At 42.3% G+C, this 24,188-nt stretch carries 18 protein-coding genes and 2 other annotated features (1 of these 20 cut by a window edge); of the genes, 1 reads left to right on the top strand and 17 read right to left on the bottom strand.

The window, feature by feature from the left end; genetic code table 11:
* Positions 1–106: 106 nt before the first annotated feature.
* The 5 genes from G603_RS0116695 to trpD all read right to left on the bottom strand — a co-directional run bounded on the left by G603_RS0116695 (position 107) and on the right by trpD (position 4,673).
* Positions 107–712 carry an anthranilate synthase component II gene (locus G603_RS0116695; protein WP_026670942.1) on the bottom strand — a complete coding sequence of 202 codons (606 nt, stop codon included), beginning with the start codon at positions 710–712 and terminating at the stop codon, positions 107–109.
* 13 nt (positions 713–725) lie between these two features.
* Positions 726–2,201, bottom strand: a complete 1,476-nt coding sequence (gene trpE / locus G603_RS0116690; protein ID WP_026670941.1) for an anthranilate synthase component I — start codon at positions 2,199–2,201, stop codon at positions 726–728.
* Between the two features lie 12 nt (positions 2,202–2,213).
* Positions 2,214–2,816 carry a phosphoribosylanthranilate isomerase gene (locus tag G603_RS0116685; protein WP_026670940.1) on the bottom strand — a complete coding sequence of 201 codons (603 nt, stop codon included), beginning with the start codon at positions 2,814–2,816 and terminating at the stop codon, positions 2,214–2,216.
* Between the two features lie 64 nt (positions 2,817–2,880).
* Positions 2,881–3,660 carry an indole-3-glycerol phosphate synthase TrpC gene (gene trpC, locus G603_RS0116680; RefSeq protein WP_026670939.1) on the bottom strand — a complete coding sequence of 260 codons (780 nt, stop codon included), beginning with the start codon at positions 3,658–3,660 and terminating at the stop codon, positions 2,881–2,883.
* Positions 3,657–4,673, bottom strand: coding sequence for an anthranilate phosphoribosyltransferase (trpD, locus tag G603_RS0116675; RefSeq protein ID WP_026670938.1), 1,017 nt, complete (start codon positions 4,671–4,673; stop codon positions 3,657–3,659). Before trpD ends, trpC begins: the two co-directional genes overlap by 4 nt.
* A 95-nt stretch (positions 4,674–4,768) precedes the next feature.
* Positions 4,769–5,029 (bottom strand) — a binding site (T-box leader).
* A gap of 247 nt (positions 5,030–5,276) precedes the next feature.
* Here trpD and G603_RS0116670 point away from each other — a divergent pair.
* Positions 5,277–6,881, top strand: a complete 1,605-nt coding sequence (locus G603_RS0116670; RefSeq protein WP_026670937.1) for a CTP synthase — start codon at positions 5,277–5,279, stop codon at positions 6,879–6,881.
* 174 nt (positions 6,882–7,055) lie between these two features.
* Here the strand turns inward: G603_RS0116670 and G603_RS0116660 are convergent, their stop codons facing one another.
* The 12 genes from G603_RS0116660 to rplJ all read right to left on the bottom strand — a co-directional run bounded on the left by G603_RS0116660 (position 7,056) and on the right by rplJ (position 24,108).
* The gene (locus G603_RS0116660) at positions 7,056–7,583 is read right to left on the bottom strand and encodes a hypothetical protein (RefSeq protein ID WP_026670936.1); all 528 of its coding nucleotides are present in this window, start codon (positions 7,581–7,583) and stop codon (positions 7,056–7,058) included.
* Positions 7,584–8,120: 537 nt separating this feature from the next.
* Positions 8,121–8,420 (bottom strand): hypothetical protein, encoded by a 300-nt coding sequence (locus tag G603_RS0116655; RefSeq protein WP_026670935.1) that lies wholly within the window; start codon positions 8,418–8,420, stop codon positions 8,121–8,123.
* A gap of 39 nt (positions 8,421–8,459) precedes the next feature.
* Positions 8,460–9,218, bottom strand: coding sequence for a helix-turn-helix domain-containing protein (locus tag G603_RS21765; RefSeq protein WP_051208040.1), 759 nt, complete (start codon positions 9,216–9,218; stop codon positions 8,460–8,462).
* Between the two features lie 235 nt (positions 9,219–9,453).
* Positions 9,454–10,128 carry a DUF3800 domain-containing protein gene (locus G603_RS0116645; RefSeq protein ID WP_026670934.1) on the bottom strand — a complete coding sequence of 225 codons (675 nt, stop codon included), beginning with the start codon at positions 10,126–10,128 and terminating at the stop codon, positions 9,454–9,456.
* Positions 10,129–10,470: 342 nt separating this feature from the next.
* Positions 10,471–11,661, bottom strand: coding sequence for an elongation factor Tu (gene tuf, locus G603_RS0116640; RefSeq protein ID WP_026525924.1), 1,191 nt, complete (start codon positions 11,659–11,661; stop codon positions 10,471–10,473).
* A gap of 165 nt (positions 11,662–11,826) precedes the next feature.
* A complete protein-coding gene (gene fusA, locus G603_RS0116635; RefSeq protein WP_026670933.1) occupies positions 11,827–13,944 on the bottom strand; it encodes an elongation factor G in 2,118 nt (705 codons plus the stop codon).
* A 52-nt stretch (positions 13,945–13,996) separates the two neighbouring features.
* Positions 13,997–14,467: a 30S ribosomal protein S7 gene (gene rpsG / locus G603_RS0116630; RefSeq protein WP_022760818.1), complete on the bottom strand. Its 471-nt coding sequence runs from the start codon at positions 14,465–14,467 to the stop codon at positions 13,997–13,999.
* A gap of 165 nt (positions 14,468–14,632) precedes the next feature.
* Positions 14,633–15,052 carry a 30S ribosomal protein S12 gene (rpsL, locus tag G603_RS0116625; RefSeq protein WP_026493590.1) on the bottom strand — a complete coding sequence of 140 codons (420 nt, stop codon included), beginning with the start codon at positions 15,050–15,052 and terminating at the stop codon, positions 14,633–14,635.
* Between the two features lie 182 nt (positions 15,053–15,234).
* A complete protein-coding gene (rpoC, locus tag G603_RS0116620; RefSeq protein WP_051208051.1) occupies positions 15,235–18,930 on the bottom strand; it encodes a DNA-directed RNA polymerase subunit beta' in 3,696 nt (1,231 codons plus the stop codon).
* A gap of 66 nt (positions 18,931–18,996) precedes the next feature.
* Positions 18,997–22,857, bottom strand: a complete 3,861-nt coding sequence (rpoB, locus tag G603_RS0116615) for a DNA-directed RNA polymerase subunit beta (RefSeq protein ID WP_026670931.1) — start codon at positions 22,855–22,857, stop codon at positions 18,997–18,999.
* A 211-nt stretch (positions 22,858–23,068) separates the two neighbouring features.
* Entirely contained in the window at positions 23,069–23,446 is a 378-nt protein-coding gene (rplL, locus tag G603_RS0116610) for a 50S ribosomal protein L7/L12 (RefSeq protein WP_026525928.1), read from the bottom strand.
* A 56-nt stretch (positions 23,447–23,502) separates the two neighbouring features.
* Positions 23,503–24,108, bottom strand: a complete 606-nt coding sequence (rplJ, locus tag G603_RS0116605) for a 50S ribosomal protein L10 (protein ID WP_026670930.1) — start codon at positions 24,106–24,108, stop codon at positions 23,503–23,505.
* Between the two features lie 23 nt (positions 24,109–24,131).
* Positions 24,132–24,188: a sequence feature (ribosomal protein L10 leader region), on the bottom strand (it continues 66 nt past the right edge of the window).

Below are 24,188 nucleotides of genomic sequence, written 5' to 3'. Positions count from 1 at the left end.
TTTACCTCTTTAAGACGCCCTTGTCTTTTATAGTTTGTGATTTTACGCTTTGATTATTTATGTGTCAAGGAGTAATTTTATTGTTTTTTAAAAACTTTAGATTGATTTATTTTAACACAAAATTCTCAAGCATTTTTCTTCCATCCGGTGTCATGATGGATTCCGGATGGAACTGAACTCCGTAAATCGGATAGTCTTTGTGCTTAACAGCCATTACTTCTCCTGCCTCTGTTTCACCGGCTTTTAAGGCATTGGTCGCACTGTCAACTGTCACAGCCGTAACCATAAGCTCATCCGGAATTGTATCAGGATCTGCTGCCAGTGAATGATATCTTGCAACCGGTGCTACGTCAGGGCAGCCATTAAAAAGAGCGCAGTTTTTATCGAATTTTACATCTGACTGTTTTCCATGCATAAGCTTCTTAGCATAGGTCACTGTGGCTCCAAAAGATGCGCAAATAGCCTGATGCCCAAGACATACACCAAGGATTGGGATCTTATCGCCTATCTCTTTTACCACATCCATGCAGACACCGGCATCTTCTGGTCTTCCAGGACCGGGAGACAGTATTATCCTGTCAGGCTTAAGATTCAAAATCTCCTGTACAGTCATTTCATCATTTCTTATAACTTTGATATCAGGCTCAATCTCGCCTATCATCTGATACAGATTATATGAAAAGCTATCGTAGTTATCTATTAGTAAAACCATGAAATTGTCCTTCCTATTCATCTTCTGGCAAAAGCGCCTTAAAAGATGCTTTAGCCTTATTCATGCACTCCTCAAATTCCTTTTCGGGGACTGAATCTGCAACTATTCCGGCACCGCTCCTTACAAAAACCTTGCCATTTTTCTTATATACGATTCTAATTGCAATACAGGTATCCATATTGCCTGTAAAATCAATGTATCCAATGGCCCCGCCATAAATGCCGCGCTTGTTATTTTCAAGCTCTCCTATGAGCTGACAGGCCCTTATTTTAGGTGCTCCGGATAGTGTCCCTGCAGGAAGTACTGCAGATATTGCATCAAGAGCATCCTTATCATCTCTGATTTCACCTCGTACCGTTGAACCGATATGCATTACATGGGAATACCTCTCAATCGAATGCAGAGTCTCTACCTGAACCGTTCCGAATTTACTTATTTTTCCAAGATCATTTCTTCCAAGGTCCACCAGCATGTTGTGCTCAGCCAGCTCCTTCTCATCTGCAAGGAGCTCCTTCTCCAGCTGCTCATCTTCTTCCTGCGTCTTACCGCGAGGTCTTGTACCTGCCAGCGGGAAGGTATGAAGTATGCCATCCTCAAGCTTAACCAGCGTCTCCGGTGATGCTCCTGCGACTTCCACATCCGTTCCTGAAAAATAGAACATGTAAGGCGAAGGATTGATTGTTCTTAAATGCCTGTAGGTATTGAAAAGACTACCCTCAAACTCTGCTGAGAATCTGTTTGAAAGAACTATCTGGAAAATATCACCTTCGAATATGTGATGTTTTCCCTTCTCAACCATATCGCAGAATCTTTCCTTATCGAAGAGTGGTGTGATCTCACCTGTCATTTTACCGTCGGGTTCAATCTTCTTTTCTCCGTTATGAAGAAGGTCTGCCATTTTCTTAAGTTCTTCAGCTGCCTTTTTATAGTTTTCTTCTATATTATTATTTTTGATATTGATATTCACTATCAAAACAATCTTCTGCCTGATATTATCAAATGCAATAACCTTATCAAATAGCATCAGATCCATGTCCTTAAAGTTCTCAGTATCTTCAGGATTTGTCCTTACTGTGGGTTCACTGTAACCAAGATAATCGAAGGAAAAATATCCAACCATTCCACCTGCAAAGGGAGGAAGATATGATAATCTTGGACTCTTAAAATCTTTGAGAATGTCTCGCAGGCATTCGGAAGGATCACCCTGCATGCTCTTCTCCCGGCCATCCTCAGATGTTATCGTGATCTGACCGTCTGTGCACGTAATAAGCATCTTAGGCTCATATCCAAGAAATGTATATCTACCCCAGGTCTCGTTAGCCTGAGCGGATTCAAGCATATAAACATGCTTAGATACATTCTTAAGTATACGAACTGCCTCTATGGGTGTTGTGAAATCAGACAGTATCTCACAGCTTACGGGAAGGACATTGTAGTTTCCTTCCTTTGCTATTTTTTCTATTTCAGTTATTTCCGGAAGTATTTTCATCTTTCTGCTCCCTTACATATTTATTGTCCGAACTCTGCTTACAAATAGCTCCATCTTATCTGGATCCTTTTTGCCATCTGTTTCTATACCGGAACTGACATCAACGGCATAAGGCTTAAGGTTCTTAACAGCCTCTGTGACATTTTCAGTATCAAGTCCTCCTGCGAGAAAATATGGCCGTTTAACCTTCTGTAAAAATCCCCAATCAAAGGTCTCGCCGCAGCCGGCACCGGCATCAAACATGATCATATCAGCTTTACTGTTTTCAGCTTCAAAGACTCCTGATTCATCTGTTACTTTGAAGGCTTTTATGACACTTATTCCTTTGTCTTGCAGTGCCCGGATATAGTCATCATCCTCATGTCCGTGAAGCTGCGCATAGTCAATTATTCCTTCATTGTACAGATCCGAAATAAATGTTATCGTCGCATCTACAAAGACGCCTACAGCCTTTATACTTTTATCCAGCTTCTTTTTTAATATGGCTGCGTCTTCTTTTGATATATTGCGTTTACTTTTTTCAAAGAAGACAAAGCCAATGTAATCCGGCTTCAGCTCATTTGCAGCAATTATGTCTTTTTCTCTTGTCAGGCCGCACAGCTTAACTAATGTCATTTACGTATCTCCTGATATATTAGTTCTGCTCTTAAAATCTCACACCTTATGGAGTTTTAAAGAATTAATGACCTTTTAACTCTCTGAGCTTTTGTGTTTTATCTTCTGCACGCATGAGTGTTTCACCAATCAACACAGCATCTACTTTTGCTTGTCTTAAAGCTTCAATGTCTTCAGCAGACTGGATTCCACTCTCAGATACGAAAATCACATCCTCAGGAATCAGTTGTCTTAAGGATTTGCTGTTATTCTGATCAACGCTAAAGTCCTTAAGGTTCCTATTATTTACACCGATTATCCTTGCGCCTGCTCTTATTGCCATCTGAACTTCGTTCTCATCATGAGCTTCTACAAGTGCGCTCATTCCAAGCTCATCGCAGATTCCTATGTATTCTTTTATCTGCTCCTCAGAAAGAATCGCACATATGAGAAGAACAGCGGCGGCTCCAAGGCACTTAGCTTCATATATCATGTATTCATCAACTGTAAAATCCTTGCGGATACAGGGGATTGATACATTTTCTGTTATCTCTTTAAGGTACTCGTTTTTCCCAAGAAACCACTTGGGCTCAGTCAAAACAGAAATGCAATCCGCGCCTGCCTGCTCATATTCCTTTGCAATCCTGAGATAATCGAATTCCTCTGCGATTATGCCCTTTGAAGGAGATGCCTTTTTGCATTCACATATAAATGCAACATCATTCTTCTTAAGAGCTTTCTCAAACTCGAATCCGCCTTTTGGAAAAGACAGAGCTTTCAGCTTTATCTCTTCCAGTGACATCTCCTGTTTTGATATCTGAACTCGTTCTTTTGCATAATCACTTAGCTTATCAAGAATATTCATCTGTTACTTACCTTTATAAAGTTCTCGAGAGTTTCAAGTGCTTTTCCTGAATCGATGGTCTTTGCTGCGAGCTCGACGCCTTCCTTAAAGCTGTCAGCCTTTCCTCCGATATAAAGTGATGCGCCTGCATTTAAAAGAACAGCATCTCTCTTAGGTCCCTTTGCGCCGCCAAGAATCTCTCTGGTGATCTTTGCATTTTCCTCAGGTGTTCCGCCCTTAAGGTCGTCCTTGGTACACTTGTTAAAACCGAAATCCTCAGGCTCGATTGTATATGTTTTGTACCATCCTTCCTTTATCTCACAAACCTTGGTAGGTGCGCTGAGGGAGATCTCATCAAGCTTATCCATTCCGTATACAACCATTCCTCTCTTAACACCGAGGTTTATTAAAACCTGCGCAAGAGGCTCAACCAGGTACTCGTCATATACACCAAGGAGCTGCATCGTAGGAGTTGCAGGGTTTGTAAGAGGTCCAAGTATATTGAAAACTGTTCTGAATCCAAGTTCTTTTCTGATAGGTCCCACATACTTCATTGATGTGTGATACTTCTGCGCAAAAAAGAAGCACATTCCCACTTCATTAAGGAGCTCTACGCACTTTTCAGGATCCTGATTGATATTAACACCAAGAGCTTCAAGGCAGTCAGCTGTTCCGCACATTGAAGATGCTGCTCTGTTACCATGCTTTGCTACCTTCATGCCACAAGCTGCTGCAACTAAACCAGATGTTGTTGAAATATTAAAGCTGCCTGCGTTATCTCCGCCTGTTCCAACTATCTCGAATACATCCATATTTGTCTCAACCTTGGTAGCGTGATCTCTCATTGCTGCAGCACAGCCTGCGATCTCATCTGTTGTCTCAGCCTTTGCACTCTTTGTTGAAAGTGCTGACAAAAATGCAGCATTCTGAGTAGGTGTACTCTCACCGCTCATAATCTCATTCATTACTGTGTAGGCCTCATCATAAGTAAGGTCCTGCTTGTTTACGATTTTTTCGATTGCTTCTCTGATCATGTGTGTCTCCTCCTTCTGGTTGTGTTTCTATCAATGGCTCTGCATGGCTCTGCTTTTCACGAAAAAAAGTCCCTGATAGAAACGGTACGGTTTCTATCAAGGACGAATAATCTAATCTATCCGCGGTGCCACCTCGAATTCACAGTTAAAGCTGTGCGCTTAACAGGATACCAACATATCCCCGGCAACTAACGTATGCCCAACGTCGCAGAATACTAAGCTTATGAAAGACTTCCTATCTCACTTTTCACTGCGCCCTCAGTGGTCCATTTGACAACTTGTTTCTCACCTGTTCTCAGCAATCCAGGCTCTCTGTAAAGGCATCATTGCCGTTATCTCCACTTCAACGGTTTAAACTATTAAATTTTTATTTATATTACTTCTCTAACCATATAATCGTCAAGGGTGTAAATTTATTTTTTTCAAAAAAATTCATATATTAATTTCGCTACATTTTTTTCATTTTCCGGTCCAAAATATATTGACACTAAACCCAAATATATCTATTATTATCTAGTTAAGGCAAAGGCGCCAAAACAGTAGTATTTTACTTATTGTTTTGTGCGCTTTTTTTCTTTTTTATAATGTCAAAGGTGGTGGATTATGTCAGTAAAATATGTATTCGTAATTGGTGGTGTAGTATCAGGTCTTGGAAAAGGTATAACAGCAGCATCTCTCGGTCGACTTTTAAAAGCTCGCGGCTATAAAGTTACCATGCAAAAGTTTGACCCTTATATCAACATCGATCCCGGTACAATGAATCCGATTCAGCATGGTGAAGTTTTCGTTACAGAGGACGGCACAGAAACTGATCTTGACCTGGGACACTATGAGCGCTTTATCGACGAAAGCCTCGACAAGAATTCTAACGTTACAACCGGTAAAATCTACTGGTCAGTACTTCACAAAGAGCGCCGTGGTGACTACGGCGGACACACAGTTCAGGTAATCCCTCATATCACAGATGAAATAAAAAGCAGATTCTATCGTAATTACGATGAAGATAATACTCACATCGCTATCATAGAAGTTGGCGGTACTGTCGGTGATATCGAGTCACAGCCTTTTCTTGAATCAATAAGACAGTTCCAGCATGAGGTTGGACACGAGAATGCAATGATAATCCTTGTTTCTCTTATCCCTTACCTTCGCTGCTCACAGGAGATTAAAACAAAGCCCACTCAGTCTGCAGTTAAAACCTTGCAGGGAATGGGTCTTAGCCCCGACGTTATCGTTTGCAGAAGTGAAGTAGAACTTGATAATGAAACCAAGGAAAAGATTTCTCTTTTCTGTAACGTACCAAGCAAGTATGTACTTAATAACCTGGATCTTAAATACTTGTATGAAGCACCTCTTGCCATGGAAAAGGAGCATCTTGCGGACGTAGCACTTGAATGCCTGCATCTCGAGCATAGAGAACCCAAGCTTGATGACTGGACTGATATGGTGAACACACTCTATGCACTTGATAAGACTGTTACTGTTGCTCTTGTCGGAAAATATACTCAGCTCCACGATGCTTACATCAGTGTTGTAGAAGCATTAAAGCATGGCGGAATTGCTGCTAAGAGAGAAGTAAAGATTAAATGGATTGATTCAGAAGAGATTACTTCTGAAAATGTAGCAGAAAAGCTTTCAGATGTTTCAGGTGTAATTGTGCCCGGCGGCTTTGGAGACCGTGGAATTGAAGGAATGATCACTTCCATTCAATACGTCAGAGAAAACAAGATTCCTTTCCTTGGAATCTGCCTCGGTATGCAGCTTGCAATTATTGAATTTACCAGAAATGTGATTGGTCACAGTGATGCGCACTCTATCGAGTTTAATCCTTCTACAACTCATCCTGTGATTGCATTCCTGCCTGATCACAGCGCAGGCGAAGATCTTGGTGGAACTCTCAGACTTGGTTCTTACCCTTGTACTCTTGAAGAAAACACCCTTGCTTACAGCCTTTATGGCACATGTGATATCACAGAGAGACATCGTCATCGCTATGAAGTTAATAATGACTATAGAGAGACTCTTACAAATAATGGTCTTAAATTATGCGGTCTTTCACCTGACAGAAGAATCGTTGAGATGATTGAATATCCTGAGAATCCTTTCTTTATCGCAACTCAGGCTCATCCGGAATTCAAATCCCGTCCCAACAACCCGCATCCTTTATTTGCAGGATTTATTAAAGCCGCTGCTGAATTTGAAGGTTAATAGAACCAATAAGCGTCTCTTAATCTTATAATTTCGTGAAGGAAAAACATCCATAAACTATTTTCAGCCCAAGTGAGATTATCTAATTTCGCTTGGGTGATTTTTTGTTTATTCAAGTACTGAACTCTTCTAATCACGCTTAAACTTTGATAATCAATCATTTGATGACTTTAATCAAACCAGCTCCAAAACTTCTCTTTGTCCTACTCCAAACTCAAAGCATATCTTTTCAATTATCTGCTCTTTGCTTATCTTCATACTTTTAAGCATAGACACAGCCTTTCTGATGCCATCATTAAGCCCTTCGCGAAACCCTTCTTCTTTTGACAATTCCAGGGATTTCACATCGTCATATTCCTTGACCATCATCTCGTAAACTGCCTGTGTGTTTTTCTTCATAAAAGGCTTAATAACAAAATCATCAGGCATAAACTCAACTGCCAGTTCAACAGCTGCCTCTTTAGTAAACTTCTTGGTATTATCTTTGACCTTTGCTACAAGCCAGGCATATTCATATACTGGTCTGCAGGATTCCATAAGTGAACTGATTTCCATCAATTCCTGCTCATTCTGATTTATTCTACCCTCAGAATCAAGTCTTTTAAACATCATACTTTTATTCTCAGGACTTCCCAAAATAAAAGCAAGTAACTTATCCTTATATGCACCTTCCATAGAAATAACACTGTTAAGATTATCCATCTTACCCTCCTAAATTAGTATTTTTGCGCATGAAAATAAAGCGTATGCACTCTTAAAGACATTCGCAATAAAAAAACGTGAAAAGTGAAAAAACTGGGAGAAACTCCCTGATATCTAGTGTGGTCATCGACCGAAAAGAATGATAACTTATTTAAAATCATTTGTCAATATATTTTTGTATTTAATTTTAAATATGTTATTGCATTTTGCAATTTCCCGCGCGAATACTATTTAAATATAAAAAAACAGCCACTGCAGGAAAACCTGCAATGGCTATCTAATTAGCATTTTATGCAATTAGGTAAAGGTTATCGTTAAAATTATTCAACGATTGTAGCAACCTTACCTGATCCAACTGTACGACCACCCTCACGGCTTAACGTTAATTATATCTATTTGAAAAGCCTTGATTTTACGTGGTTTCTATTCGCACATATCTCATGTTTCGCTTCATTTTTGGTGGTTTTTGAAATTTTTAGAGCCATTTTAGAGCCAATAAGCAAGATACTTTTCAAAAGCTCTTTTTCTCAGTTTCTTTTATTGTTCTTTTCTAAAATCTGCTGTATCCTGAACAGCCCTTGGCAGCCAATCTTCTCTGACATAATCAAGAGGAATTACCAGTTCTTGGATCTTATCATCTTTACCGGGTCTCTTTATATCATCCGGCAAGTAATCCAGACCAACTTCCCTCAGACTCATGACACTGTCATAGATCCATCCAACAGCCTGCCCGTCACAATATAAACAATAGCAACCGAACATCTTTTTCACTTTTACATCCATTTCACCAAGTGAATCGAGCCATTCCTGAACTATTTGAGGATCTTCATAAGCCATCAGAATACCTCCTTATGTTGCTTATTTTGCATATATTCCTTATGAATTAAAACGATGAAGTCGTCCTTTAATCATCAAAAGAATAAGAGAGATTATGCAAGCATAAAGTGTCGTAAGCTCCATCACAGCAAGGCTAGGACCGATGGTTGCTGGATCAGACATAGTATGCATGAAAACGGCGAAACCAATCAGTACAACGCATATACCAGCAAGAAGCGTGGCCTTTATGCCAAAGTTTAAGGCATATTCTGATTTTTCTGATAACTGCATAAGTTCTTCATCAGAATATCTTTTAGATGAAAAAAGAAGTTTGAAGCTTCTAAAAAACTCTGCAAAATGACCGGAAGCGCCAAGGATAATAAGCTGAATCCCAAGCAGTGAGATTAAGGATGGAGGATCGATGAAGTAGATTATCATCCCAACTCCGCCAGATATAATTGTAATCAGATAAATAAAGAGGCACAACAAAATAATACCAGCAACAGTTCCGACAACGGCGTTTCTGCCTTGTCTTTTGACATTTTCATTTGTTTTTATAAGTTCTACCATATTTTCTTCCGCCTTTCCGTTGTAATCCACGCTGGATAGGCGCTGCCCAGATAACAGTTCATTAATACTAATATCAAGTACCTTGCATAGATCTGCCATAATTGAAGTATCAGGCATGCCACGCCCCGTTTCCCAGCGGGATATAGCTTTGTCGCTAACTCCAATCTCGTCAGCCAGCTGTTTCTGAGTAAGGCCCTTTTCTTTTCTGATATCTGATATGAACTGTCCTGTTTTCTTTTGATCAATCATTTTTAACACTCCTATCAGCGCGTTAATGGTTACAACTTAAGCGTAGGATATTTCTAAGTATATTGTAACCTATAGAGCATAGATAAAAGTATATTTTTACCAAGTACCGATGTCTACGAATCGTAGATACAGCAACTAATACGCTTTTCTAAGCAGTTAACGCATAAACTATTTACCCCAAAAGGAAACCATAACAAATCCACAATTCAAAGCCGTAATAGATCAGTTACAATCGCTACATTTCTTTCTGACTAATAGGCTTGAGATAATTCTTTTTTAGTGTCCTGACATCTTCAAAAAAGAATTTCTCAGATTTAGAAAGTATATGTTTTTCAAGCTTCAGCTCCGCCAATTTTATAGTACAAATAAGATCAGCAACCTGGAACAGCCTATACTCAGAAGGAAGCACTCTTCTAAATTCAACATTGTCCAAAAGAACATTAAATACAGATGACAGAATTCTACTCACTTCTACCTGACCATTATCGTAGTATATTTTCACACAATCATACCCGATGAAAAAATCCATATTGGCCCTTATAAACGCAGCAAGAAGCTTACTCAGTTTTCCAACAGCCTCAACCGAATCATCTATATTTTTCTTTTCTATATGGATAGATTTTACCTTCACATCAACTTTTCTAGTGAAAGTCATCATATTCCTTAGAATTTTCCTTTTATTCTCTACAGTATATTCCTTATACTCATGCTCAGATCTAATTATTGGTCCTGCATGCACACAATGATGCGGCAATCCCAAATACTGCATCTGCGTTTCAAGTTTAGCCAGATCCTCAGTGATATCAACTGCTTGGTCATGCATTACCATTGATATTATATAAAACGGAGAATGGGGATCATATTCACCAAAATCACCAGATTCGTCTACAAATATACTTAATTCCTTCATACCCCTCCATTTATTGCATGAAAAAAGCGGGTGTCTTACCCGCCAATAGGTGGACCCGGGTCTTTCGACCAGCCCAGAAAGCTTTCGCTCTCTTCTTAAGAGAATATTACCATTATCCGTATTGAAAAACAAGTACAAGAATAATAAATTTATACTATTTTCATGGCTCAATTTTGGCACCGGAACCCCCCTTTACAAAGGCGCATAAATACTGCCTTTTAGAAAAAACTCAAAATTTTTAGAGCCAAATTAGAGCCAGAGACCAATTTTAGCAAGATTGTATACAAAAAAACAGCTTCCAGAGAAACTCTGGAAGCTGCATAAAATCTAGGTTTGTTAAGATTACTCAACGATTGTAGCAACCTTACCTGATCCAACTGTACGTCCACCCTCACGGATAGCGAACTTAAGACCCTGCTCCATAGCGATGGGGTGGATAAGCTCGATTGACATTGTTACGTGGTCACCAGGCATGCACATCTCTGTTCCCTCAGGAAGGTTGCAAACACCTGTTACGTCTGTTGTTCTGAAGTAGAACTGAGGACGATAGTTGTTGAAGAAAGGTGTATGACGTCCACCTTCATCCTTTGTAAGAACGTAAACCTCAGCTGTGAACTTCTTGTGGCAAGTTACAGAACCGGGCTTTGTGATACACTGACCTCTCTGGATACCATCACGGTCAACACCACGAAGAAGAAGACCAACGTTGTCACCAGCTTCGCAGTAATCCATTGTCTTACGGAACATCTCGATACCAGTACATACAGACTTAGCTGTCTCTTCCTTGATACCAACGATTTCGATTTCGTCGTTAAGGTTGAGGTGACCTCTCTCTACACGACCTGTAGCAACTGTTCCACGACCTGTGATTGTGAATACGTCCTCAACAGGCATAAGGAAAGGCTTATCTGTCTCACGAGTAGGTTCAGGGATGTAAGAATCAACTGTATCCATAAGCTCCATGATCTTGTCGCCCCACTCACACTTAGGATCCTCAAGAGCCTTAAGTGCAGAACCACGAATGATCGGGATATCATCTCCAGGGAACTCATACTCTGTAAGAAGGTCTCTGATCTCCATCTCAACGAGGTCAAGAAGTTCAGGATCATCAACCATATCGCACTTGTTCATGAATACGATGATGTAAGGAACACCTACCTGACGAGCAAGAAGAACGTGCTCTCTTGTCTGAGCCATAACACCATCAGTAGCAGCAACAACGAGGATGGAACCATCCATCTGTGCAGCACCTGTGATCATGTTCTTTACATAGTCAGCGTGGCCAGGGCAGTCAACGTGTGCGTAGTGTCTGCTAGCTGTCTCATACTCGATGTGAGCAGAGTTAATTGTGATACCACGCTCTTTTTCCTCGGGTGCTTTATCGATCTGATCGAAAGCAACAGCAGGGCTGAATCCTCTGTCTGCAAGAACAGTTGTGATAGCTGCTGTAAGAGTTGTCTTACCATGGTCAACGTGTCCGATTGTACCAATGTTTACGTGCGGCTTACTTCTGTCAAACTTAGCTTTTGCCATTTTTAAATATCCTCCTTAAATAAAAATGTTACTTTAACATTTTTTCTCATAATAACCGACTATATCGATTATATAGAAATTTACGCTTGAAATCAAGCATAAAATAGTATAAACAAGGGCTTTGTGGCACGATTTCATAAGAAATCGTTGCCACCCTTAATTTATTTATGAATTTTTGTTGGAAAGTACTTTCTCCTGGATGTTCTTCGGAACAGGAGCATACTTCTCAAAGAACATTGAGTAGTTACCACGACCCTGTGTTCTTGAACGAAGGTCTGTAGCATATCCGAACATCTCAGCAAGCGGAACATGTGCTCTAACGATCTTTCCGCCGCCCATGTCATCCATACCTTCAACCTGTCCACGACGTGAGTTAACGTCACCGATAACATCACCCATGTACTCTTCAGGCATAGTAACTTCAACCTTCATGATGGGCTCAAGGAGAACCATTCCGCCCTTAGCCATAGCATCCTTGAATGCCATTGATCCGGCAATGTGGAATGCCATTTCTGATGAATCGACTTCGTGGTATGATCCGTCGTAAACTGTAGCATGTACACCTACAACAGGGAATCCACCAAGAGATCCGGCCTTCATAGCCTCTTCGATACCTTCGCTGATAGGCTGGATATATTCCTTAGGAATAGAACCACCAACAACTTCGCTATCGAACTGGTAAAGGTTCTCTCCGTTAGCATCCATGGGCTCGAAGCGAACTTTACAGTGACCATACTGACCACGTCCACCAGACTGCTTAGCATACTTGCTCTCGATATCGCAAGCATTAAGAAGAGCTTCTCTGTATGCAACCTGAGGTGCACCAACGTTAGCCTCTACCTTGTACTCACGAAGAAGTCTGTCAACGATGATATCAAGGTGAAGCTCACCCATACCAGCGATGATTGTCTGACCTGTCTCAGAGTTAGTATGTGCTCTGAATGTAGGATCCTCTTCTGCAAGCTTCATAAGAGCTTCGTCAAGCTTCTGCTGACCAGCCTTAGTCTTAGGCTCGATAGCAAGCTCGATAACGGGATCCGGGAACTCCATAGACTCAAGGATTACGGGGTTCTTATCATCACAGAGAGTATCACCTGTAGTTGTGTTCTTAAGACCAACAGCTGCAGCGATATCACCTGAGTAAACCTTATCAAGGTCTGAACGCTTGTTAGCGTGCATCTGAAGGATACGTCCAAGACGCTCCTTGTTGTCCTTTGTACTGTTAAGTACATAAGAACCTGAATTTGCAGTACCACGATATACGCGGAAGAATGCAAGCTTTCCTACGAAAGGATCGCTGACAATCTTGAATGCAAGAGCTGCGAAGGGGCCATCATCTGTTGACTCAACCTCAACCTCATTGCCATCCATGTCTGTACCCTTACAAGCAGGGATATCAAGAGGTGAAGGCATGAACTCGATAACAGCATCGATGAGCTTCTGAATACCTCTGTTTCTGTGAGCAGAACCACAACAAACAGGGAAAGCCTTACATTCACAAGTTGCCTTACGAAGAGCAGCCTTAAGCTCCTCCTTTGTAGGCTCCTCACCTTCAAGGTACTTCATCATAAGATCTTCATCGAGGTCGCAGATTTTCTCTACGAGCTCACTACGATAAAGCTCTGCATCATCCTTAAGATCAGCAGGGATCTCGCCGATAGTAACATCTTCACCCTTATCATCATTATAGATATAAGCCTGCATCTCAAAAAGGTCGATAATACCCTGGAACTGATCCTCAGCTCCGATCGGGATTTCGATCATAATAGCATTTTTCTTAAGTCTATTACGGATCTGCTCAACAGCTCCGAAATAGTTTGCTCCGATGATATCCATCTTGTTGATGAATGCCATACGAGGAACATTAAATCCATCAGCCTGACGCCATACGTTCTCAGACTGAGGTTCAACACCTTCTTTTGCACTGAATACGCCTACAGCGCCGTCAAGTACACGAAGTGAACGCTCAACCTCAACGGTAAAGTCAACGTGGCCGGGAGTATCGATAATGTTTATACGATGCTCCTGAGCACCGGGCTTAACCTTTCCGTTTTCCTGAAGTGTCCAATGGCATGTTGTAGCTGCAGATGTGATAGTGATACCTCTCTCCTGCTCCTGTTCCATCCAGTCCATGGTAGCAGTACCTTCATAGGTCTCACCAATCTTGTAGTTAACACCGGTATAGTAAAGAATACGCTCTGTAAGTGTAGTCTTACCAGCATCGATATGAGCCATAATACCAATGTTTCTGGTTCTTTCCAATGGATATTGTCTTTCAGCCAAAGGTTTATCCTCCTAATAAATTACGACGTTTCTTACACTGAGAATCCAAAAATTAGAATCTGTAGTGTGAGAATGCCTTGTTTGCTTCTGCCATCTTGTGCATATCTTCTTTTCTCTTAACAGATGCACCTGTGTTGTTGAATGCATCAAGAATTTCTGATGCAAGTCTGTCAACCATGGTCTTCTCGCCTCTGTTACGAGAAAATGTTACAAGCCAGCGAAGTGCAAGGGCCTGACGTCTATCCGGACGAACCTCGATCGGTACCTGATATGTAGCACCACCGATACGTCTAGCCTTTACCTCGAGAGCGGGCATGATGTTGTTCATAGCACCCTCGAATACTTCAAGAGCAGGCTTTCCAGCCTTCTCCTCTACCTGTGCGAATGCACCATATACGATCTTCTGTGCAACACCCTTCTTACCATCAAGCATAACTGTGTTGATAAGCTTTGTTACAACCTTGTTATCGTATAAAGGATCCGCTAATACGTCACGTTTTACAATATGTCCTTTACGCGGCACGGTTCTTCCCTCCTTTAGAATCGCAGATGAGTGTCAGTCTTCATCTGTTTACTATAGATCATAGGTACTCACTAATTTTTAGTGTACGTGCGGGTCTTTTTATTACGAAAAAAGAAACACCAACACTCTTAAAAAAATTAGATCTTGTAATGATAGTTACTTAGATTACTTTGCAGCCTTAGGTCTCTTTGCGCCGTACTTGGAGCGAGCCTGCTTACGGTCTGCAACACCTGCTGTGTCAAGAGTTCCACGAATAATGTGATATCTTGTACCAGGCAGGTCCTTAACTCTTCCGCCACGGATGAGAACAACGCTGTGCTCCTGAAGGTTGTGACCTTCTCCGGGAATGTAGCTTGTTACCTCGATACCGTTAGAAAGACGTACTCTGGCGATCTTTCTAAGAGCTGAGTTAGGCTTCTTAGGTGTAGCAGTCTTAACAGCTGTGCAAACGCCTCTCTTCTGCGGTGATGCAGTGTCGATAGCCTTCTTGTGAAGGGAATTGAATCCTTTCTGAAGTGCAGGAGCTGTAGACTTCTTCTCAGAAGTCTGACGACCTTTACGAACTAACTGGTTAAATGTTGGCATTCCTTTTACCTCCTATTTTAGTAGTAAAACAATTTATGATAAACAGACAGCTCTCTGACATAGAAACTATCTGAAAATCAACACATACTTCAAGCGAAAGGGGCAAACTACCCCTCTCGCTTGTCGCACAGTTTTAAAGTATACGTATATCAATATATATTGTCAAGTTAAATATTTATAAATTACTCCTCGTCATCAACGACTGTAACTTCCTCTGTATCGTCGATTTCTTCAACAAATACATCGTCGTCATCGATTGCTCTCTTCTTGAGGATCAGCTTCTCGGGATCCTTGAAGTTAGCATCGGTATTAAGTGCTGTGTTACGATAACGCTTCATACCTGTACCAGCAGGAATCAGCTTACCGATAATAACATTTTCCTTAAGACCGATAAGAGGATCAACCTTACCCTTGATAGCTGCATCTGTAAGAACCTTTGTTGTCTCCTGGAAGGAAGCAGCTGAAAGGAATGAGTTGGTAGCAAGTGCAGCCTTGGTAATACCAAGAATTACCTGCTTTCCTTCAGCGGGTTTCTTACCTTCGCTGATAAGTCTCTCATTATCATCCTCAAAATCAAGAACGTCAACGAGTGTACCGGGCAGGAAGCTTGTATCTCCACTCTCCTCGATGCGAACCTTCTTAAGCATCTGACGTACAATAACCTCGATATGCTTATCACAGATATCAACACCCTGGAGACGGTAAACTCTTTGAACCTCGCGGAGCAGATAGTCCTGAACAGCACGGATACCCTTGATCTTAAGAAGATCGTGAGGATTTACACTACCTTCTGTAAGTTCATCGCCGGCTTCAACGACTTTGCCGTCTGTAACCTTGATACGTGATCCGTAAGGAATCAGGTAAGCCTTAGACTCTCCTGTTTCGTCATTTGTGATGACTACTTCACGCTTCTTCTTTGTATCCTTAATCTGAGCTGTTCCGTCAAGCTCTGAAATAATAGCAAGTCCCTTAGGCTTTCTTGCCTCGAAAAGCTCCTCTACACGGGGAAGACCCTGTGTAATATCGCCACCGGCAACACCACCGGTATGGAATGTTCTCATTGTAAGCTGTGTACCAGGCTCACCGATTGACTGAGCGGCGATGATACCAACTGTCTCACCGACCTGAACAGGCTCACCTGTTGCCATGTTTGCACCATAGCACTTAGCACAGATACCAATGTGTGAACGGCAAGTAAGGATTGTACGGATCTTTACAGCGCTAACCGGCTCACCCTTACTGTTAACACCCTGGCTTAAGATTCTCTTAGCACGGCTGGGTGTGATGATGTGATTCTTCTTAACAATAACGTTTCCGTCCTTGTCCTTGATATCCTCACATGTATATCTGCCAGTGATACGATCCTCAAGAGGCTCGATCATTGCATTACCATCCTTGAATTCCTTAACTGTAATTCCGGGAATAGTTGCCTTTCCTTCGCTACAATCAAGCTCACGGATGATAAGTTCCTGAGATACGTCAACCATTCGACGTGTCAGGTAACCTGAATCGGCTGTACGAAGAGCTGTATCTGACAGACCCTTACGAGCACCATGCGCTGACATGAAGTATTCCAGAACGTCAAGACCTTCACGGAAGTTGGACTTAATAGGAAGTTCGATCGTACGACCGGTTGTATCTGCCATAAGTCCACGCATACCTGCCAGCTGCTTGATCTGCTGGTTACTACCACGGGCACCGGAATCAGCCATCATGTGGATGTTGTTATATTTATCAAGGCCTTCGAGAAGGGCATCTGTAAGCTCTTTATCGGTCTTCATCCATGTCTCAACAACAAGACGATAACGCTCTTCGTCTGTCATCTTACCGCGTCTGTACTCAGTAGCAATCTTATCAACTACTGCCTGAGCTTCATCAAGCATCTGCTGCTTCTGCGGAGGAACTGTCATGTCAGCGATAGAAACTGTCATAGCAGCTCTTGTTGAGTAATGGTAACCTGTAGCCTTGATCTTATCGAGAACTTCTGCTGTTGCGAAAGTTCCGTGTGTATTGATCATATTTGTAACGATCTTCTTGAGCTGCTTCTTACCAACCATGAAGTCAATTTCAAGGTCAAGCTTATGCTCGGGATCCTTACGATCAACAAATCCGAGATCCTGAGGAATGAACTCGTTGAAAAGGAATCTACCAAGTGTTGACTCAACTACACCTGTAACATCCTCACCGTTCTCATCCTTACGTGTAACACGGATCTTGATACGAGACTGAAGTGTGATGTAATCATTCTCATAAGCAAGGATAGCTTCATCAATATTCTTGAAGAACTTTCCTTCGCCCTTAGCACCTTCGCGCTCCTGTGTAAGATAGTAGATACCAAGTACCATATCCTGTGTAGGAACGTTTACAGGGCCACCGTCAGAAGGCTTAAGCAGGTTGTTGGGAGCGAGCATAAGGAAACGGCTCTCAGCCTGTGCCTCAACTGACAGAGGAAGATGTACAGCCATCTGGTCTCCATCGAAGTCGGCATTGAAAGGTGTACATACAAGGGGATGAAGCTTAATAGCTTTACCTTCTACAAGTATGGGCTCAAATGCCTGAATACCAAGTCTGTGAAGTGTGGGAGCACGGTTAAGCATTACAGGATGCTCTTTGATTACATCCTCGAGTACATCCCAAACCTCTTCCTCGAGTCTTTCAACCTTCTTCTTAGCATTCTTTATGTTCTGTGAGATTCCTCTGGAAACAAGCTCTTTCATAACAAAAGGCTTGAACAGCTCGATAGCCATTTCCTTAGGAAGTCCGCACTGATAAATCTTAAGCTCAGGACCTACGACGATAACTGAACGTCCTGAATAGTCAACACGCTTACCAAGAAGGTTCTGACGGAAACGACCGCCCTTACCTTTAAGCATGTCTGAAAGTGACTTGAGTGCACGGTTACCGGGGCCTGTAACAGGTCTTCCACGTCTACCGTTATCGATAAGCGCATCTACAGCTTCCTGAAGCATACGCTTCTCGTTTCTAACGATAATGTCCGGAGCACCGAGATCAAGAAGTCTCTTAAGACGGTTGTTACGGTTGATGATACGACGATACAGATCGTTAAGATCTGATGTAGCAAAACGTCCACCATCAAGCTGTACCATAGGACGAAGATCCGGAGGAATAACCGGTATGCAGTCAAGGATCATCCATGAAGGCTCATTTCCGGACTCACGGAATGACTCAACCACTTCAAGTCTCTTAATGATACGCTGCTTCTTCTGTCCGCTGGATGTATCAAGACCATCCTTAAGCTCCTGATACTCAGCCTCAAGATCAATGTTCATAAGAAGCTCTTTAATAGCCTCTGCACCAATGCCTGCACGGAACTTCATTCCGAACTCATCGCGTGCTTCCTGGTATTCTTTCTCAGAAAGAACCTGCTTGTACTCAAGGTTTGATTCACCAGGATCAAGTACTATATAAGAAGCAAAGTAAAGAACCTTCTCAAGTACTCTGGGTGAAAGGTCAAGGATAAGACCCATTCTGCTGGGGATACCCTTGAAGTACCAAATGTGGGAAACAGGAGCAGCAAGTTCGATGTGACCCATACGCTCACGACGTACACTACTCTTTGTAACTTCTACACCACATCTGTCACAAATAACGCCCTTATAACGGATTTTCTTATATTTACCACAGTGACATTCCCAATCCTTGGTGGGTCCAAAGATTTTCTCGCAGAAAAGACCGTCGCGCTCAGGCTTGAGAGTACGATAGTTAATAGTCTCAGGCTTGAGTACTTCTCCGTGTGACCACTCTCTGATCTTCTCGGGAGAAGCAAGACCAATCTTAATTGCATCAAATGTCATTGGCTGATATGTAGGTGTAGCAGCTACCCTACCGTTTGAAGCATCATTTATTGCTTTATTCATTGTAGAATCAGACATTCGTAACCTCTTTTCTGTTGTTTACATGGTTTCTAAAACTACTAAGTTGCTTTAGTTCTCATCCAGACCGTCTGCAGCATCAAACTCTTCTTCAAAAGCTGCATCGTCTTCTTCATCCGCTACAAGCTCACCGTCTTCGCTGAATGAACCTGTCTGGTAACCATTTTCCGCAAATGACTCACGATCATAATCACGGTTTACTTCGCCTTCGATCTCATAACGATAATCAGAATCGCTGTAATCAACAGATTCCATAATCTCGACCTCAGTGTTATCCTCGCGAAGTACTCTTACATCAAGACCAAGTGACTGAAGTTCCTTAAGAAGAACCTTGAATGATTCCGGAACGCCGGGTTCAGGAATGTTGTCACCCTTGATGATTGCTTCATAAGTCTTAACACGACCAACAACATCATCAGACTTAACTGTCAGGATCTCCTGAAGTGTATAGGCAGCGCCATAAGCCTCAAGAGCCCAAACTTCCATCTCTCCGAAACGCTGTCCACCGAACTGAGCCTTACCGCCGAGAGGCTGCTGTGTAACCAGTGAGTAAGGGCCGGTTGAACGAGCATGGATCTTATCATCAACAAGGTGATGGAGTTTGAGGTAATGCATGTGTCCGATTGTAGTCGGTGAATCGAACGGAATACCTGTACGTCCGTCACGAAGCTGAACCTTACCATCTGTGTGGATCGGAACGCCCTTCCAAAGCTCTCTGTGATCTCTGTTGTCATAGAGATACTTCATGATCTCAGGATCAACTGAATCTTTATATTTCTCTTCAAACTCTTCCCATGTGTTATTTACATAATCATTAGCCATGGTAAGTGTTGCCTGAATATCTTTCTCGTTTGCACCGTCAAAAATAGGTGTAGCGATGTTAAATCCAAGAGCCTTAGCTGCAAGAGAAAGGTGAATCTCAAGGACCTGTCCGATATTCATACGAGAAGGCACGCCCAAAGGATTAAGCACGATATCAAGAGGACGACCATTAGGCAGGTACGGCATATCTTCTATAGGAAGTACACGGGAAACGACACCCTTGTTACCGTGACGACCAGCCATCTTATCGCCGACTGAAATCTTTCTCTTCTGAGCAATGTAAATACGAACTGCCTGGTTTACACCGGGGCTAAGCTCATCGCCGTTCTCTCTTGTGAATACCTTGGCATCAACAACGATACCATACTCACCGTGAGGAACCTTAAGTGATGTATCACGAACCTCTCTTGCCTTTTCACCGAAAATAGCACGGAGAAGTCTCTCTTCTGCTGTAAGCTCTGTCTCTCCCTTAGGAGTAACCTTACCTACAAGGATATCACCGGCACGAACCTCTGCACCGATACGGATGATTCCGCGATCATCAAGATTCTTAAGTGCATCATCACCAACACCGGGAACGTCTCTTGTGATCTCTTCCGGTCCGAGCTTTGTTTCACGAGCTTCTGCCTCGTACTCCTCGATGTGAATAGATGTAAATACATCGTCACGAACAAGTCTCTCACTAAGAAGTACAGCATCCTCGTAGTTATAACCTTCCCAGGTCATGAATCCGATAAGAGGGTTCTTACCAAGACCAAGCTCACCCATGCTTGTTGAAGGACCATCTGCGATAACTTCGCCTGCTTCAACATGATCGCCCTTAAATACGATAGGACGCTGGTTGTAGCAGTTACTCTGGTTACTTCTCTGGAACTTGATAAGGTGGTACTCTTCCTTCTCACCATCATCGTATGTCATCTTAATAAGCTTACTGTCTACAAAATCGATTGTTCCTGCCTTCTTGGCAACAACGCAGACACCTGAATCGACAGCAGCCTTGCGCTCCATACCTGTTCCAACTGCAGGTGCTTCTGTTGTAAGAAGCGGCACTGCCTGACGCTGCATGTTTGAACCCATCAGAGCACGGTTAGCATCGTCGTTCTCAAGGAAAGGAATAAGTGCTGTAGCAACTGAGAATACCATTCTCGGTGATACGTCCATGTACTCGAACGCTGTCTTAGGATACTCAGATGTCTCATCTCTGTAACGACCGGATGCATTGTTCTTCTTAAAGTATCCGTTCTCATCAAGAGGTGTGTTAGCCTGAGCTACATGGAAATTATCCTCTTCATCTGCTGTCAGGTACTCAACCTCATCAGTTACACGAGGGTTCTGAGGATCTGACTGATCTACCTTACGGTAAGGTGCCTCAATGAAACCATACTGATTAACTCTTGCATAGCTTGCAAGTGAGTTGATAAGACCGATGTTAGGTCCTTCAGGAGTCTCAATAGGGCACATACGTCCATAGTGTGTATAGTGTACGTCTCGAACCTCGAATCCGGCTCTGTCTCTTGAAAGACCGCCAGGACCAAGAGCTGAAAGACGACGCTTGTGAGTAAGCTCACCGAGCGGGTTATTCTGATCCATGAACTGTGAAAGCTGTGAAGATCCGAAGAACTCCTTAACAGCTGCCTGTACAGGCTTAATGTTTATAAGACCCTGTGCAGAAATCTCATCAGCATCATGTGTTGTCATACGCTCACGTACAACACGCTCAAGTCTTGAAAGACCGATTCTATACTGGTTCTGTAAAAGCTCACCTACGCAACGGATACGACGGTTACCGAGGTGATCGATATCGTCATCATTACCAATGCCATACTCAAGGTGCATATTATAGTTAATAGAAGCAAGAATATCTTCCTTTGTAATGTGCTTAGGAATAAGCTCATTAACATTCTTGCGGATTGCTTCTGCAAGACTCTCAGGATCTGTATTCTCTGCAAACTCAGCAAGGATATCTCTAAGAGCAGGATAGTATACGCTCTCTGTGATTCCAAGCTCTTCAGGATTGCAATCAATAAAGCTTGTAATATCTACCATAAGGTTAGAAAGAACCTTAATATTGCGCTCTTCACCCTGGATCATTACATAAGGAATAGCTGCATTCTGAATCTCAGTAGCAAGAGCACGATCAACCTTTGTGCCTGCTGCTGCGATCATCTCGCCTGTATTCTCATCGATTACGTCCTCTGCAAGGATTTTGCCGCTAATTCTGTTCTTGAAGTGAAGTTTCTTATTGAACTTATAACGTCCAACCTTAGCAAGATCATATCTTCTTGCATCAAAGAACATAGCGTGAATAAGGCTCTCTGCGCTCTCTACGCTGAGAGGTTCGCCGGGACGAATCTTCTTGTACAGCTCTAAAAGACCACTCTGGTAATCAGTTGAAGGGTCCTTAGCAAAGCTGGCCTGAATCTTGGGCTCATCACCGAATAACTGTGAAATCTCCTCGTTTGATCCAATACCAAGCGCACGAATAAGAACAGTAACCGGTACTTTTCTGGTTCTGTCCACTCTTACGTAGAATACATCATAAGAATCAGTCTCATACTCAAGCCATGCACCACGGTTAGGAATAACAGTGCAGGCAATAAGCTTCTTACCGATCTTATCACGGGTAATATCATAATAAATACCGGGGGAACGTACTAACTGGCTGACAATAACACGCTCTGCGCCATTTATTACAAATGTTCCGGTTGCAGTCATAAGCGGGAGATCACCCATGAAGATCTCATGCTCTGTAACTTCTCTGCTTTCCTTGTTATTCAGACGTACCCTGACTTTCAAAGGAGCTGCAAAAGTAGCATCTCTTTCCTTACATTTCTCAATAGTATTCTTGTTCTTGTCTATCTCATCTTCGCATAACTTAAAGTCAACGAATTCGAGACTAAGCTTATCACTGTAGTCTTCGATAGGAGAGATATCATCAAAGACCTCTTTAAGGCCCTCGTCAAGAAACCATTGATATGAGTTCTTCTGAACTTCAATCAGGTTCGGCATCTCAAGGACTTCCTTTTGGCGCTGGAAACTCATTCGTACGTTTTTACCAGTACCACTAGGATGCAATCTGTTTTTTTCCATTGACATTCACCCCGTTCTTAATTTTTATTTAGTAGAAAAGCGTTAATACCCTAAAAAAGAGCATAATACGCCTACCACTCCACAATAGTGCATTTTCCATTCTACAACAAGCAAATTTACCAGTCAAGTGTTTTTTTATTTTAATGATAAAAAAGGGATATGCAACATGTGCATATCCCTCTTAGCTATCTCTAAGATATAATAGTTAATCTTATTTAAGAGTAACCTTAGCGCCTTCAGCCTCAACCTTAGCCTTGATGTCATCAGCCTCTTCCTTAGAAGCGCCTTCCTTGAGCATCTTAGGAGCTCCATCAACAAGATCCTTAGCTTCCTTAAGTCCGAGACCTGTGATCTCACGAACAACCTTGATAACCTTAACCTTGTTAGGACCTACTTCTGTAAGCTCTACGTTGAACTCGCTCTTCTCTTCCTCAGCGCCTGCTGCTGCACCGCCTGCTGCTGCTACAACAACACCAGCTGCTGCTGATACACCGAACTCCTCCTCGCAAGCCTTTACAAGATCGTTCAGTTCAAGAACGGATAACTCTTTGATTGCATCGATAATCTCTGCTGTGGATAACTTTGCCATTATTATTTACCTCCATAAATTTTTGATAATAATTCTAATAATACTAATTGTTTAAATTACTCTGCTGCAGGTGCTGCTACTTCTTCAGCAGGAGCCTCAGCTACAGGTGCTGCCTCTTCTGCAGGTGCTGCCTCTTCTGCAGGTGCTGCTTCCTCAGCGGGAGCTGCCTCACCACCCTCTGCCTTCTTCTCTGCGATCTGCTTAACCACACGAGCGAAGTTTGCGATAGGTGACTGCATAGAACCAAGCAACTTGGAAAGCAACTGATCCTTGGGAAGAATTGTAGCAATCTCCTTAAGTGCTTCTGCATCATAAAGTTTGCCTTCAATCACACCACCCTTGATCTCAAGTGCCTTTGCCTTCTTTGCAAAATCATAAAGTACACGTGCAGGAGCTGCAGGATCTGTCTCGGAAATAGCAAGTGCGCTAGGACCGTTAAGAAGATCAGCGAGCTGCTCATAGTCTGTACCCTTGAATGCAAAGTTCATCATGGTGTTCTTGTAAACCTTGTAACTAACGTTCTCCTCACGAAGCTTTTTACGAAGCTCTGTGTCCTGAGCAACAGTCAATCCGCGGTGATCTACAAGTACGAGTGCCTGTGCGTTCTGAATTTTGTCAGAAATCTCTTTTACTACAGGCTGTTTTAATTCAACCTTTGCCATCTTTTTACCTCCTTATAGAATTTACCGCCAAAGAAAAAACCTCTCGAAGACGAGAGGCATAAAAGTCTTAACAAACTTTC

It is taken from the genome of Butyrivibrio sp. AE3006, assembly GCF_000424165.1.
GTDB lineage: Bacteria > Bacillota > Clostridia > Lachnospirales > Lachnospiraceae > Butyrivibrio.
The sequence above is the reverse complement of the archived record's forward strand: the minus strand, read 5'-3'. Positions and strand labels throughout refer to the sequence as shown.